Source organism: Proteiniphilum acetatigenes DSM 18083 (assembly GCF_000380985.1).
Classification (GTDB): domain Bacteria; phylum Bacteroidota; class Bacteroidia; order Bacteroidales; family Dysgonomonadaceae; genus Proteiniphilum; species Proteiniphilum acetatigenes.
Genome location: NZ_KB905696.1, coordinates 114225 through 127030, shown reverse-complemented (window position 1 = coordinate 127030; position 12806 = coordinate 114225). Strand labels below are relative to the sequence as shown.

The window sequence follows — 12806 nt, the reverse complement described above, 5'->3', positions numbered from 1 at the left end:
CCAATGAGACTAATGTGATTAATGTGACTAATGCGCCAATAAGACTAATGAGAATAGTATGCTAATTGGCCAATTGTTCTTCAATGGCCGATTGAGATAAACGATGAACAGTTTGGTTGTACTGCCCGATCATTTCTTCGATAACTTGCTTTGCGGGGATGATCTCTTTGATGTGTGAGGCGATCTGTCCGATCTCCAGTTCTCCTTCCGATAAATCTCCTTCGAAGATTCCTCTTTTGGAACGTCCCCTGCCTAATAGCTCACGTAGTTCTTCGGACGTGGCGCCCCGGTCTTCCAACTGCTGTACCTGTTGGTAGAACTCATTTTTTATCAATCGTGTGGGACTCACCTTCTTGAGCGATAATATAGTATCACCCTCATTCAAGGAGATGCACCGTTGCTTGAAAGCATTGCTGGCGGAACTCTCCTCCGTCAGTGCAAACCGTGTTCCCACCTGAACCCCCTCAGCTCCCAGGGCAAACGCGGCAGCCATTGCCTGACCGGAAGCAATACCTCCGGCGGCGATCAACGGCAGATCGACCGCATCCCTTACTTGTGGGATCAATGTGAAAGTTGTAGTTTCTTCGCGCCCGTTATGCCCTCCGGCTTCAAACCCTTCGGCCACGATGGCGTCAACACCTGCTTCAGCCGATTTAACTGCAAATCTGGAGCTGGATACCACATGGGCCACTTTTATTCCTTCTGCTTTGAGCGTCGCTGTCCATGTTTTTGGGTTACCGGCGGAGGTGAAAACTACCGGTACCTTCTCCCCGAGCACGATCTGCATGATTTCTTCAATCTGGGGATACATCAACGGGATGTTTACCCCGAAAGGTTTTCTGGTCGCCGCCTTGCACTTTTGGATATGTTCACGTAGTGTGTCGGGATGCATTGATCCCGCTCCAATCAGTCCCAGCCCACCGGCATTGCTTACTGCTGCTGCTAATTTCCAACCGCTGCACCATACCATTCCTGCCTGGATGATAGGATAGCGAATACCAAAAAGAGCCGATATTCGGTTTATATTCATGTTTGAGATATTTAACTACGTTTCACTCCGTTGAACGTTGTTTGTCGTATAAAGTTACAAAGATAGCAACCTCCCGACGATTTTACCTCATTGTCGTAGGACAAAATCAATTTTGCTTATTGGAATCGGTTTTGGAAGAGGTCGTCTATTCCCGTTTATTCCTACCTCTATCCATCCAAATTTCAAATTTCGTTACATTACAGTTTCAATTTTTTTAGTAGCTTTGCATATTCAATGTGACTAATGTGCCGATGTGTCAATATGCCAATAAGAATACTGTAAGTGGTAATTAATAATTGGTAATTAGTAATTGCTAATTTGTAATTGAAAATTATATGAACGTCCTTCTTCTTGGTTCCGGTGGACGCGAGCATGCGTTGGCCTGGAAAATTCAAAAGAGCAGACTCCTGAATAATCTTTATATCGCTCCGGGGAATGCCGGTACAGCATCGTTAGGTGTGAACATCGATATAGATGTGGCGGATTTTGAAGCGATGAAGCGGTTTTCGCTTGATCATGACATAGATATGATCGTCGTCGGGCCCGAGGTTCCTCTGGTGGAGGGTGTGTATGACTACTTCCATGAAGATGAGGATATCTGCCATATTGCTGTGATTGGGCCATCTAAAGAAGGGGCACAGTTAGAAGGAAGTAAGGATTTTGCCAAAAGGTTTATGTCCCGCTATAATATCCCTACCGCACGTTTTAAGACAGTTACCCTGGAGAATGTGATGGAAGGGAATGCTTTTCTCGATTTACTTTCATCGCCTTATGTGCTGAAAGCGGATGGGCTGGCAGCAGGGAAAGGCGTATTGATTGTCAATGATCTGAATGAAGCGAAGCAATCACTCTGGGAGATGCTCAACGGAAAGTTCGGAGCCGCCAGTAAGAGCGTGGTGATAGAGGAATTTCTGTCGGGTATCGAGTGCTCGGTTTTTGTGCTGACCGACGGGAAATCATATAAAATTCTGCCGGTAGCGAAAGATTATAAGCGGATCGGTGAGGGTGATACTGGTCTGAACACCGGAGGAATGGGGGCAGTGTCACCTGTACCTTTTGCCGATGAACTATTTATGGAAAAAGTGCGTAGCCGGATTGTGGAGCCGACTATCGAAGGATTACAAAAAGAAAAAATAGACTACAAAGGGTTTATTTTTCTTGGGCTGATTAATGTAGGAAGGGATCCGAAAGTGATTGAGTACAATGTCCGTTTGGGTGATCCGGAGACGGAAGTAGTGGTGCCGCTGATCAAATCGGATTTTTTGGAATTATTTACTGCCGTAGCTACCGAAACATTAGATGAGAAAACATTGGAGACAGACGACCGTCATGCCGTCACTGTGATGATGGTCTCCGGCGGCTATCCCGAAAGATATGAAAATGGAAAAATCATTGAGGGGTTGAATGATGTGCAGGACAGTATTGTATTCCATGCCGGCACGAAAAAGATAGGGGATAAAGTAATTACTTCGGGAGGGCGCGTACTTTCTGTCACCTCTTACGGGAAAACTATGGATGAAGCATTGGAGACATCTTATAAGAATATAGCGAAGATAAAATTTGAGAATAGTTATTTCAGAAAAGATATAGGCTTCGATCTCAGTATATAACAATCTAAGGCGCTCATGCATTCTGTTGTCAGGTCGTTTCGTGCAGCTTTTGTCGAGGGGCGTTTTGCTCCTCTGCTCGCCGCTTTTGGAATGATCGGTATGCGGTTTGCATTGTTCTATACGCAAGGGTTGCCCCGGATTACTTCCCTCGGGGATAATTATGTTTGGGAGCCAATAGCATATCTTTTTGCCCATCCACAGGTCTCGCTGATTACTTCCACGCTGGCTGTTTTTTTGATCGCCTGGCTCCTCTCCCTGTTAAACAGCAGGTTCAATCTTCTTCGTTCACGTTCCAACCTACCTTTTACTGCACCGTTGTTCTTATTAAGCCTTCATCCCTATTTTTTAGTGATGTCGGGTGATTATATCAGTATCATCTTTGTTCTTCTGGCGTTCTTTCCGCTTCTGGAGTCGTATCAGAAACCTGACTCTTATCTTTGTTCGTTTCGCGCATCCATACTCATCGCAATGGCTTCACTGTTTCAGATCTATGCCTTTGTGTTATTTCCCTTATGGTGGATCGGAGAGCGGTCGATGCGGGGACCTCAGTTTCGTTCGTTTGTTTCGTCCTGGTTCGGTGTTTTCCTTGTGTACGTAACGTTGTTCTCTGTTTATTGGCTACTTGATGATATTCCCCGTTTCGTCAGGCCGTTTCTGCAGTTTGTCTCCTTTTCAATACCCGAAATCCCCCGGTTTTCTATTCTGGAATGGGGTGGAGTATTGTTTGTCGGATTGTTTTTTATATCCAATATGATTTTCAGTATCAGGATATATAGTCGTGATAAGGCGCTCACTCTTTCATTAATGCAGTTTGTGGTCTTCCTGATTGTTTTTCTATTGCTTCTTCAGATGGTGTACTGGCAGGAAACTTTTTTCTTCCTCTTGCTTTCCCTTACATTGACCTCCTATCTGAACGCTTATTTCTACTCAAGAACGATCTTGAAAAACCATATTTATGTGGCATATGCTATACTTTCATTGATGTTGCTACTCTATTTATCACATCTTCTCCCGTCGATAGAGACTCTTTTATAAAACAAAAAACTATTTTCCTCTGTTTATTATATGGTTACGTTGCCGGTGGTATGATGATTGCCGGTATATAAAGTATCTTATTGATGGAGGAGGATATATATGAAAAAGTTGCCATTATTTGGATTCGCGGTACTTCTTCTGGTATGGATTTTCTATGCCTGTGGAAGTGCGCAAACAGCTGTTGAAAAAGAAAAACAGGCTGCTGATGTGCGGAATGCGGTGGAGGTGCCTGACTTTACATTTAAAGCTACCTACGCATATCCCACCGGTTACAAGTCTGTGTACCTTTCACCTTATTACGATGTGAAGGTGTCGCCCGACACTGTGGTGGCCTATCTGCCTTATTACGGCCGTGCCTATCGGGCTCCTATGGATCCACGTGAAGGAGGATACCGTTTCACGAGCACGGATTTTGAGTATCGTGCGGATAAGGGGAATGAGAGAGGGAACTGGAATGTAGAGATCACACTGCATGATCTGGGTCGTCCTGTTACATTCCGATTCGATATCTGGGAGAACGGAACGGCCCGTCTCAGTGTGAATGATGTGGATAGACAACAAATCTCATTTCAGGGAGATTTGGTGCTCAGGAAAGAAGAGTGACTACACTATTTGGATCAAAAACAAAAAATCCACCTTTCTGGTGGATTTTTTGTTTTTGTAAAATGAGAATCTATAATTTCTCTACCAGTGCTGCCGGCAAATAGAAAGTATCGTTCTTATCGATATAGACTGTTACAGACCCTAAGTCGAATGGTTTTCCGTTCAATGTTGCTATTGAGGAGAATGCTTTCACTTCAAGGGTATTTCTTCCTTTTTTTACCCGGAGTACCGGAAAGTCCGGATCTTTCTTGTCAATTGAATAGTTTAATCCCGAAAAGACCTGGTCATGTTTAGCGAATATCTGATCGGACAATTCCTGTAGGGATGTCTCCAGGCCGGTTACTTTCTGTAGGTATTGGTTCAATTCTGTATTCTTTACATGTCCTCTGAGCACATCACCTTGTGGATGGTAAGAGGCAAGAAGCACTTCTTCGCCGGTGTGTCCTCCCGTAGTGAACCCAAAACAGGTCCTGGAATTCAATATGTTTACAATGTTGTGTGCCAGATTATTGCTGGTGCCGACTTTCATATAATCTGCTTCTTTATAATTTTTGGAAGCAAGTAGTGTCTCAAGTTCTTCATCAGTGATATCGATATCGGTATATTGTTTGAATACAGCTTTTATATCGTCGGGTTTCGTGTTGACCAATATCGATTCCAATCCATTGGCGCTCAACTGGTATTTAGAGACTGTGCCGAAAAGTTGCTCTATGGAGAGTTTGTCGTATCCCGGACAATCCCTTGTACCGATGGTGAAACCGCTATTTCCGTGGTCGGCTGCAACCACTACTACCGTGTTCTCGTCTTTTTCGGCAAATGCCATCGCCTTGCCTACTGCTTCGTCAAAAGCAAGATATTCGTTGATTATAGTAGCTGCGTCGTTGGCATGTGCCGCCCAGTCCACCTGACTTCCTTCTACCATCAGGAAAAAACCGTTTTCGTTTTTAGATAACACTTCTAACGCTTTTTCCGTCATCTCTGCAAGCGAAGGTACTTTATCTGGATTCCTGTCGATATTGTAAGGTAAAGCTCGCTCACCGAACAGCGCCCAGACTTTTCCGGTGGCGTTATAGTTAAGTAATGCTTCTTTGTCATTCTGAATGAGGGTAGTTCTGTTATTCGCAAAATGTTTTTTGATGTCATCGGTAAGTATACCGTTCCCACCACCAAACATCACATCTAAATTCTGATAAGCTATTTGTGGAGCAAGCGCCTTGTAGTTGCCTCTGTTATAATGATGTGCAGAGAAATCGGCCGGAGTGGCATGCGGAAACTCGCAGGTAACTACTAATCCTACTGCTTTCTTTTTCTCAATCTTTGATGCTTCGAGGATTGTGGCGGCAGGTTGATAAGTACGTGATGCATCTACGGGAAACAGGTCGTTCTCAGAAACTTCAGGATGAATAGCTACGTTCCCCGATTGTTGTAATACACCGGTTGCGTAAGTAGAACCGGTAGGAGCGGAGTCACCGATCGGGGCGTTAGATGAGAAAGTAGTGACGGTGCCGGTAAAATAAGGGTCGATGTTGAGTTTATCATCCGTACCGTTGTAAAACTTGAACCACCGTGCGGCGGAATAGACTCCTACGGAAGTGCCGTCGGGGATCATCATGATTACATTTTTTACAGGCCTCACTTCCTGTGCAAATATGAGTGAGGCGGCAAGAAACAGATAAAGAAGTGTGCCGAATTTCTTCATAGCAATTGTCATTGTTTTTTGTGAATATGGTTTGGAACCTGTAGAATCGCCGGCCGGTGCGTAAATGCACCGAACAACAGTTCCATTTCATATAGTTGTTTTGTGAATGCCCAAAGGTATAAAAAAATTGTTACCTTTTTATCAAGGTTTACAGAATTAACCATTTTGTAACATCTGTGCAGAGGGATAGTGGTTAGTTCAAGTGAACTTAGTTGTTTTCAAGTTTTATTGCACTACATAGGATGCGCCTCGGATAAGCTCAAACAAGTTTGGCTTTTCACTCGGCTTTCACTATATTTGTATTTTGGAAAAAATAATAGAATGACGAATAGAAAACCCCTGATCCTTGTCACTAATGACGACGGGTATCAGGCGAAAGGGATCGCTTCGCTGACGGAAGCGATGAGAGATTTAGGAGAAGTGATTGTATTTGCGCCCGACTCACACCGTTCTGGCATGTCGAGTGCCATTTCGACCAGCCATCCGCTTCGGGCAAGGTTGTACCGAAAAGAAGAAAATCTGACCGTTTATATGTGTAACGGTACACCTGTCGATTGTGTGAAATTGGCGTTAAACGAGTTTACCGAGCGTAAACCCGACCTGTTGGTTTCGGGAATCAATCACGGGTCCAATGCCGGGATCAGTGTTATTTATTCCGGCACTATGGGAGCAGCCATCGAGGGTTGTGTATTTGATGTGCCCTCTATCGGCTTTTCATTGTGTGATTTCACCCCCGATGCCGATTTCTCTTTCACGATGGAGATTGCCAGGAAACTGGCCGCAACAGTTATTGAACAAGGTCTTCCCAGAGGGATATGCCTGAACGTAAATGTTCCTGCCGGGGAGGTGAAAGGAATCAAGATGACTACACAAACGCATGGGAAGTGGGTGAATGAGTATCATCGATCTAAAGACGGTTCAGGTAGAGATGTTTTTTGGATGACCGGTAATTTCGAAAACTGGGAAGAGGAGAATGACAACAGCGATGAATGGGCTTTGGCAAACGGATATGCTGCAGTTGTGCCGGTAAAGATCGATATGACAGCTTACGACTTTCTTCCCCAGTTGAAGGAATGGAGAGTATAAAATGAAGTATTACCTTATAGCAGGAGAGGCATCGGGCGATTTACATGCGTCCAATCTGATGCAGTCGTTACGGAAACTCGATAAAGAAGCTGACTTTCGCTTCTTTGGAGGGGATCTGATGCAGTCTGCCGGCGGTACGCTGGTAAGGCATTATCGCGATATGGCTTTTATGGGTATTATTCCGGTAGTATTGAATGCACGTACTATTCTGCGGAATCTTGCGTTCTGCAAAAAAGATATTGCTGCTTATCGTCCCGACGCGGTGATCCTGATCGATTATCCCGGCTTTAATCTGAAGATTGCCAAGTATGTAAAAACTAGATTGGATATCCCGGTTTACTATTATATTTCGCCCAAGGTGTGGGCATGGAAAAAGTACCGGGTGAAATCGTTCAAAAAATATGTGGACGAAATGCTGTCGATTCTACCGTTTGAGGTCGATTTTTTCAGAGAACATCAATATGAGGTGCACTATGTAGGAAATCCTACGGTAGATGCTATTGTACAACGAGACCATAAAGAAGAGACCTTTGCTCAGTTTGTAGCGATGAGCGGACTGGATAACAAGCCGGTGATTGCTCTTCTGGCCGGGAGCCGCAAGCAGGAGATCGCTAGTAACCTGCCTCCTATGTTGGAAGCAGTAAAAGGCTATTCCGACGGTTATCAGGTAGTCGTAGCAGGCGCACCGGGTATTGATCCGGCATTCTATAACGACTTTATCGGCTCCTTTCCTCCTGTAAGAGTGCTTTTTAATCAGACTTACCGTATTCTGGCACAATCGGATGCTGCTTTAGTGACGTCGGGGACGGCCACGCTGGAGACAGCGCTGCTCAATGTACCTCAGGTGGTTTGCTACCGGACGCCGATGCCGCGGATCACTTATTGGGTTTTTAAAAATATTCTTCATACACCTTATATTTCCCTGGTGAATCTGATATGCGGTCGTCCTGTTGTCAAAGAACTGTTCGCCCGCTTCTTCACGGTAGATAATATCCGTAATGAGTTGAAACAGATACTCCATGTGCAGACTTACCGGAAGAATATGCTCGACAATTATGAAGAGATGCGACAGATCCTTGGCGGACCGGGTGCTTCGGATCGGGCTGCTGCGATCATTTATGCCAAAAGAACAGTCAATGAGAGTAACAGGTAGAGCTTGCTAACGTTTACCGGAAAATAATTTTACCGAAACTTTATTTTTTCTCCCTTTTTTGTTTTCTTTGCAAGTATCAAGAACCAAGACTTGGGACTTGGGATGTTGGATGTCGGTCCGGTGATATGTAACCCTATTCACTTTTAGTTTTCCCTTTCTCCACTTCTTTACTTCCGACTTCTTAGTTCTAAGTTCTGATTTCTTAGTTCTAAGTTCATAGGTTTTCAATGTTCTGTACATCAAACTAAAAAATAAAAATGAATCAGATGAAGGTAGGTATTCTTACATCCGGTGGTGATGCCCCGGGAATTAATGCGACCATACGTGGCGTAGGAAAAACAGCCATCAATAATTATGGCATGCAGATGATCGGTATTCAGAATGGGTTTTCCGGATTGCTATATAAGGATATCGTGGAACTCACCGATCAGTCTCTTTCTGGAATTCTGAATATGGGAGGGACAATTCTGGGCACTGCACGCGAGAAAGTGTTCCGGAAAATGATTACTTCACCTGACGAGAAAGACAGGGAGCAGATCAAGAATGCTTATAATGAACTGGGACTTGATTGTTTAGTCTGTATAGGTGGAAACGGTACGCAGCGTACTACCTGGATGCTTTCGGAACTGGGACTGAACGTAGTGGGGATACCCAAAACCATTGATAATGACGTATACGGTACAGATGTAACCTTCGGGTTCGATACAGCAGTGAATATTGCTACCGACGCTATTGACAGGCTGCACTCTACCGCCAGTTCACATCGTCGTGTGATGGTGATCGAGTTAATGGGCCACCATGCCGGATGGATTACGCTTCATGCAGGGATGGCAGGAGGGGCTGATATCATCTTATTGCCGGAGCTAGGATACAATATGAAGGTGATTATCGATAAGATCAATCAACGGATGGAGATGGGGAAAGCCTACTCTATTGTAGCTGTAGCCGAAGGAGTGGAGTTGCCTACCAAGGAACGCCCCGCCACCTATTTTGCCCGTGAGATCGAAGCACAGACCGGTTATGAAACCCGCGAGACGGTGCTCGGTTATATCCAGCGGGGTGGATCGCCGTCGCCATACGACAGGAATCTCGGTACATCTCTGGGAGGACATGCCGCAGAACTGATCCATGAAGGAAAATTCGGACGGATGGTAGCCAAAATCGGATCGGAAATAACCGATGTGCCTTTGTCGGAAGTGGCAGGTAAACTCCGTTTAGTTACACCCGATAATCGACTCGTGTTGCAGGGCAAACGAATGGGTATTTCTTTTGGTGTCTGGTAAATATCGATAATACCGATCATTCGTTCTCCGGGGAGGAAGCGGGTGATCCTGTTTTTTTATCTGTTTCCTCAGATTCATTTTTCATTGTTTCAACGAGCGCTTCTTGCAGTTCGTTGCTCTCACGTAGCTTTTTGATCGCTACTTTTGCCGCCATTTGGTGAGATTCTTTCTTTGAGTATCCTTTTCCGGACCCAATTTCTGCCCCTCCTACTTTTACGCGGGAGAAGAACACGGGGTTATTTTGCGCATCATAAGTGGATTCGGTCACTTCAAAGTTGACCTCAATCCTGTTTTTCTGACCCCACTCAATCAACCTGGATTTAAAATCGACTTCACTCTTCAATACCTTGTCGATATTCAGGTGCTGTTTGATCAGTGTTTCAAACACGAATTTCTTGGCTACCCGATATCCCTGATCGAGATAGATAGCGCCAATGAGGGCTTCCAAAGCATCACCATATATATTGGTGTTATGAGCCAGGTTGCGGGTAGATGAGACAATAAGCTTGTCAAGCCCAAGGTCTATGGCCAGTTTGTTGAGCGTTTCCCTTTGTACTATACGTGAACGGGTACTGGTGAGAAATCCTTCCTTTTTGTGTTCGAAATCTTTATAAAGGATATCGGCGACGATGGCATCAAGAATGGCATCTCCCAAAAATTCGAGACGTTCATTATTCACCCATCGTCCCTTCTCCGACCGGATGGACGAAGATCGGTGAGTCATGGCTTCCTTATAGAGATTTATCCTGTCGGGATAGAATCCCAATATGTTATAAAACGAGAGATAAGGCTCTTTCCCTCTGTGTGGGAGAGCCTTTATCCTCTTTATGAGTCTTCTTAACACACTATTTGTTGAATTGCTTGAGAATTACACTTGCGTTGTGTCCCCCAAAGCCAAAAGTGTTAGATAACGCAGCTCTTATCTTCCTTTTTTGAGCTTTGTTGAATGTAAAATTCAGATTGTAATCAATTTCCGGATCGTTATCCCCTTCTTCATGATTGATTGTTGGGGGAACTATCTGATCCCTTATTGCCAGGATAGTGAACATCGCCTCAATAGCACCTGCGCCTCCCAGAAGGTGGCCGGTCATCGATTTGGTAGAACTGATATTCAGGTTGTAGCTGTGTTCACCAAATACATCGAGGATTGCCTTCACTTCCGAGATATCGCCTACAGGAGTGGATGTGCCGTGTACGTTAATGTAATCGATCTCATCCGGGTTCATTTCGGCATCTTCCAAAGCATTCCGCATCACTAACTTGGCACCCAATCCGTCGGGATGGGAAGCAGTGATATGGTGTGCGTCGGCTGACATGCCTCCGCCGACTACTTCTGCATAGATAGTAGCTCCACGTGCCAGTGCATGGCCTAACTCTTCGAGGATGAGCGTCGATCCGCCTTCTCCAATCACGAACCCGTCGCGGCTGGCGCTGAAAGGACGTGATGCTGTTAGCGGGGAGTCGTTGCGGGTAGACAACGCATGCATGGCGTTGAATCCTCCCACTGCCGAGGGACTGATAGTTGCTTCGGCACCACCTGTTACAATGGCATTGGCTTTACCCAGGCGAATAAGATTGAATGCGTCGACAATTGCATTGGTAGAGGAAGCGCAAGCCGACACGGTCGCGTAGTTAGGACCTCTCAGTCCATAAATCATAGAGATATGGCCGGCAGCGATATCCGCTATCATTTTCGGAATGAAAAAGGGATTGAAACGTGGCCCTTTGTCCATGTTGGTATAATAACTCCCAACTTCCTCTTCGAATGTTCTTATTCCTCCGATCCCGGCAGAAAAAATAACCCCGATACGGTCTACATCCTCGTTTTCGAGATTGAGTCCCGAGTCTTCCATCGCTTCTTTGGCTGCGTGGATGGCTAACTGGGCATACCGGTCATATTTTCTGGCTTCTTTACGATCGAACAGATCGCTCGGATCGAAGTCTTTTACTTCGCAGGCAAACTGCGTTTTGAAAAGCGATGCATCAAAATGAGTAATAGGCCCGGCTCCGCTCTTACCCGCCAAAGCATTTTCCCACGTGGTTTTCACGTCGTTTCCAAGGGGGGTAATCGCACCCAGGCCTGTTACTACTACTCTCTTTAACTCCATAAAAATGGATTATTTTGCGTGTTGTTCTACGTAAGAAATTGCGTCACCAACAGTAGAGATTTTCTCAGCCTGATCGTCCGGAATTGAAATATTGAATTCTTTTTCGAATTCCATGATCAATTCAACCGTATCAAGAGAGTCAGCTCCCAAATCATTGGTGAAGCTTGCGGTTTCAGTAACCTCAACTTCTTCAACACCCAATTTATCGACAATAATCGATTTTACTCTTTGTGCTACTTCAGACATAACTTTCGATATTAATTAATAAATAAAAAAATTTATTCTTAAATTTGCGATGCAAAGTAACACAAATTTTCTCTAACTGAGCAAATTTTTGTCTATTAAAATCAAGAAAAGTGCACAAATTATGTTTTTTTGTGCAGGAAACAACCGTTTTATGACTCGTATCGCCCTGTTTGCATCGGGAAGTGGCAGTAATGCGGAGAATATTGTCCGCTATTTTTCCGAAAAAGAAGATATATCAATCCCGCTTATCATCTCCAATAAAAGAGATGCTTATGTTCATGAACGCGCCGGCCGTCTGGGAATTCCTTCCTTTACATTCAGTAAGGCTGAGTTCGATGAAGGATTGGCTATAATAGACCTCCTTCGTACTTCCGGCATCGATTATATTGTATTGGCAGGATTTCTGCTGAAAGTATCGCAGCCGCTGCTGGATGCCTATCCCGGTAGGATCATCAATATCCATCCGGCACTGTTGCCCAAATTTGGCGGTAAGGGGATGTATGGTGACAGGGTACATCAGGCCGTGGTGGAAGCGGGTGAAACGGAGTCGGGCATCACTATTCATTATATAGATGAGAATTACGATGAAGGAGACATAATTTTTCAGGCAACCTGTGAGGTGCTTCCCGGAGACACACCCGAAGAAGTGGCCCGGAAAGTGCATGCATTGGAATATGATCATTTTCCCAAGGTGATAGAAGCAGTGGCAAAAGGACTGTATCCCCGGAATTCTGCTTCTCCTGCCGGAAAAGAACTCTAATTACCGTTCTCCGTGAAAAAAATAAGTAGGGAAAACGATAGGTAGCAAAATAAATCGTATCTTTGTACTACGTTTCACTCTTGCGGCTGTGGCGTAATTGGTAGCCGCGCCAGACTTAGGATCTGGTGCCGAGAGGCGTGGGGGTTCGAGTCCCTTCAGCCGCACAGATAAAAATAATGATTTATTAAGTCCC

At 44.8% G+C, this 12806-nt stretch carries 12 protein-coding genes and 1 tRNA gene; 8 read left to right on the top strand and 5 right to left on the bottom strand.

Annotated elements, in window-relative coordinates:
- Window positions 1-61: 61 nt before the first annotated feature.
- Window positions 62-1030, bottom strand: a complete 969-nt coding sequence (locus tag F597_RS0108910; RefSeq protein ID WP_019539385.1) for an NAD(P)H-dependent flavin oxidoreductase — start codon at window positions 1028-1030, stop codon at window positions 62-64.
- A gap of 335 nt (window positions 1031-1365) precedes the next feature.
- On the opposite strand from F597_RS0108910, the gene purD reads away from it, so the two are divergent.
- The 3 genes from purD to F597_RS20460 all read left to right on the top strand — a co-directional run bounded on the left by purD (window position 1366) and on the right by F597_RS20460 (window position 4278).
- A complete protein-coding gene (gene purD / locus F597_RS0108905; protein ID WP_019539384.1) occupies window positions 1366-2640 on the top strand; it encodes a phosphoribosylamine--glycine ligase in 1275 nt (424 codons plus the stop codon).
- A 15-nt stretch (window positions 2641-2655) separates the two neighbouring features.
- Window positions 2656-3675, top strand: a complete 1020-nt coding sequence (locus F597_RS0108900; RefSeq protein ID WP_019539383.1) for a hypothetical protein — start codon at window positions 2656-2658, stop codon at window positions 3673-3675.
- A 99-nt stretch (window positions 3676-3774) separates the two neighbouring features.
- On the top strand, window positions 3775-4278 hold the full coding sequence (locus F597_RS20460) for a DUF4251 domain-containing protein (protein ID WP_081624351.1): 504 nt from the start codon (window positions 3775-3777) through the stop codon (window positions 4276-4278).
- Window positions 4279-4348: 70 nt separating this feature from the next.
- Here F597_RS20460 and F597_RS0108890 read toward each other — a convergent pair whose 3' ends face one another.
- Complete coding sequence (locus tag F597_RS0108890) at window positions 4349-5977, bottom strand: alkaline phosphatase (RefSeq protein ID WP_026327300.1); 1629 nt, start codon at window positions 5975-5977, stop codon at window positions 4349-4351.
- A 321-nt stretch (window positions 5978-6298) separates the two neighbouring features.
- On the opposite strand from F597_RS0108890, the gene surE reads away from it, so the two are divergent.
- From surE to F597_RS0108865, 3 genes are all read left to right on the top strand, one after another.
- On the top strand, window positions 6299-7063 hold the full coding sequence (surE, locus tag F597_RS0108880; RefSeq protein WP_019539379.1) for a 5'/3'-nucleotidase SurE: 765 nt from the start codon (window positions 6299-6301) through the stop codon (window positions 7061-7063).
- Window position 7064: 1 nt separating this feature from the next.
- Window positions 7065-8216: a lipid-A-disaccharide synthase gene (lpxB, locus tag F597_RS0108875; protein WP_019539378.1), complete on the top strand. Its 1152-nt coding sequence runs from the start codon at window positions 7065-7067 to the stop codon at window positions 8214-8216.
- A 266-nt stretch (window positions 8217-8482) separates the two neighbouring features.
- The gene (locus tag F597_RS0108865) at window positions 8483-9499 is read left to right on the top strand and encodes an ATP-dependent 6-phosphofructokinase (protein WP_026327298.1); all 1017 of its coding nucleotides are present in this window, start codon (window positions 8483-8485) and stop codon (window positions 9497-9499) included.
- Between the two features lie 16 nt (window positions 9500-9515).
- Here the strand turns inward: F597_RS0108865 and rnc are convergent, their stop codons facing one another.
- The 3 genes from rnc to F597_RS0108850 are packed head-to-tail and all read right to left on the bottom strand — an operon-like array spanning window position 9516 to window position 11853.
- Complete coding sequence (gene rnc, locus F597_RS20455) at window positions 9516-10343, bottom strand: ribonuclease III (protein ID WP_044060171.1); 828 nt, start codon at window positions 10341-10343, stop codon at window positions 9516-9518.
- Window position 10344: 1 nt separating this feature from the next.
- Window positions 10345-11607, bottom strand: coding sequence for a beta-ketoacyl-ACP synthase II (gene fabF / locus F597_RS0108855; protein WP_019539374.1), 1263 nt, complete (start codon window positions 11605-11607; stop codon window positions 10345-10347).
- 9 nt (window positions 11608-11616) lie between these two features.
- Window positions 11617-11853 carry an acyl carrier protein gene (locus F597_RS0108850; RefSeq protein ID WP_019539373.1) on the bottom strand — a complete coding sequence of 79 codons (237 nt, stop codon included), beginning with the start codon at window positions 11851-11853 and terminating at the stop codon, window positions 11617-11619.
- Between the two features lie 100 nt (window positions 11854-11953).
- Here F597_RS0108850 and purN point away from each other — a divergent pair, with 100 nt between their 5' ends.
- Together purN and F597_RS0108840 are read left to right on the top strand one after the other, a co-directional pair.
- The gene (gene purN, locus F597_RS0108845; RefSeq protein ID WP_425413893.1) at window positions 11954-12613 is read left to right on the top strand and encodes a phosphoribosylglycinamide formyltransferase; all 660 of its coding nucleotides are present in this window, start codon (window positions 11954-11956) and stop codon (window positions 12611-12613) included.
- Window positions 12614-12695: 82 nt separating this feature from the next.
- Window positions 12696-12777: transfer RNA gene (locus tag F597_RS0108840), tRNA-Leu, on the top strand.
- Window positions 12778-12806 lie beyond the last annotated feature (29 nt).

Excerpts from the sequence above, each read along its gene's own strand:
- F597_RS0108865 (WP_026327298.1), top strand. The coding sequence starts at position 8,483 with ATGAAGGTAGGTATTCTTACATCCGGTGGTGATGCCCCGGGAATTAAT.
- F597_RS0108910 (WP_019539385.1), bottom strand. The coding sequence starts at position 1,030 with ATGAATATAAACCGAATATCGGCTCTTTTTGGTATTCGCTATCCTATC.
- fabF (WP_019539374.1), bottom strand. The coding sequence starts at position 11,607 with ATGGAGTTAAAGAGAGTAGTAGTAACAGGCCTGGGTGCGATTACCCCC.
- surE (WP_019539379.1), top strand. The coding sequence starts at position 6,299 with ATGACGAATAGAAAACCCCTGATCCTTGTCACTAATGACGACGGGTAT.
- F597_RS0108890 (WP_026327300.1), bottom strand. The coding sequence starts at position 5,977 with ATGAAGAAATTCGGCACACTTCTTTATCTGTTTCTTGCCGCCTCACTC.
- lpxB (WP_019539378.1), top strand. The coding sequence starts at position 7,065 with ATGAAGTATTACCTTATAGCAGGAGAGGCATCGGGCGATTTACATGCG.
- F597_RS0108900 (WP_019539383.1), top strand. The coding sequence starts at position 2,656 with ATGCATTCTGTTGTCAGGTCGTTTCGTGCAGCTTTTGTCGAGGGGCGT.
- purD (WP_019539384.1), top strand. The coding sequence starts at position 1,366 with ATGAACGTCCTTCTTCTTGGTTCCGGTGGACGCGAGCATGCGTTGGCC.
- F597_RS0108850 (WP_019539373.1), bottom strand. The coding sequence starts at position 11,853 with ATGTCTGAAGTAGCACAAAGAGTAAAATCGATTATTGTCGATAAATTG.
- F597_RS20460 (WP_081624351.1), top strand. The coding sequence starts at position 3,775 with ATGAAAAAGTTGCCATTATTTGGATTCGCGGTACTTCTTCTGGTATGG.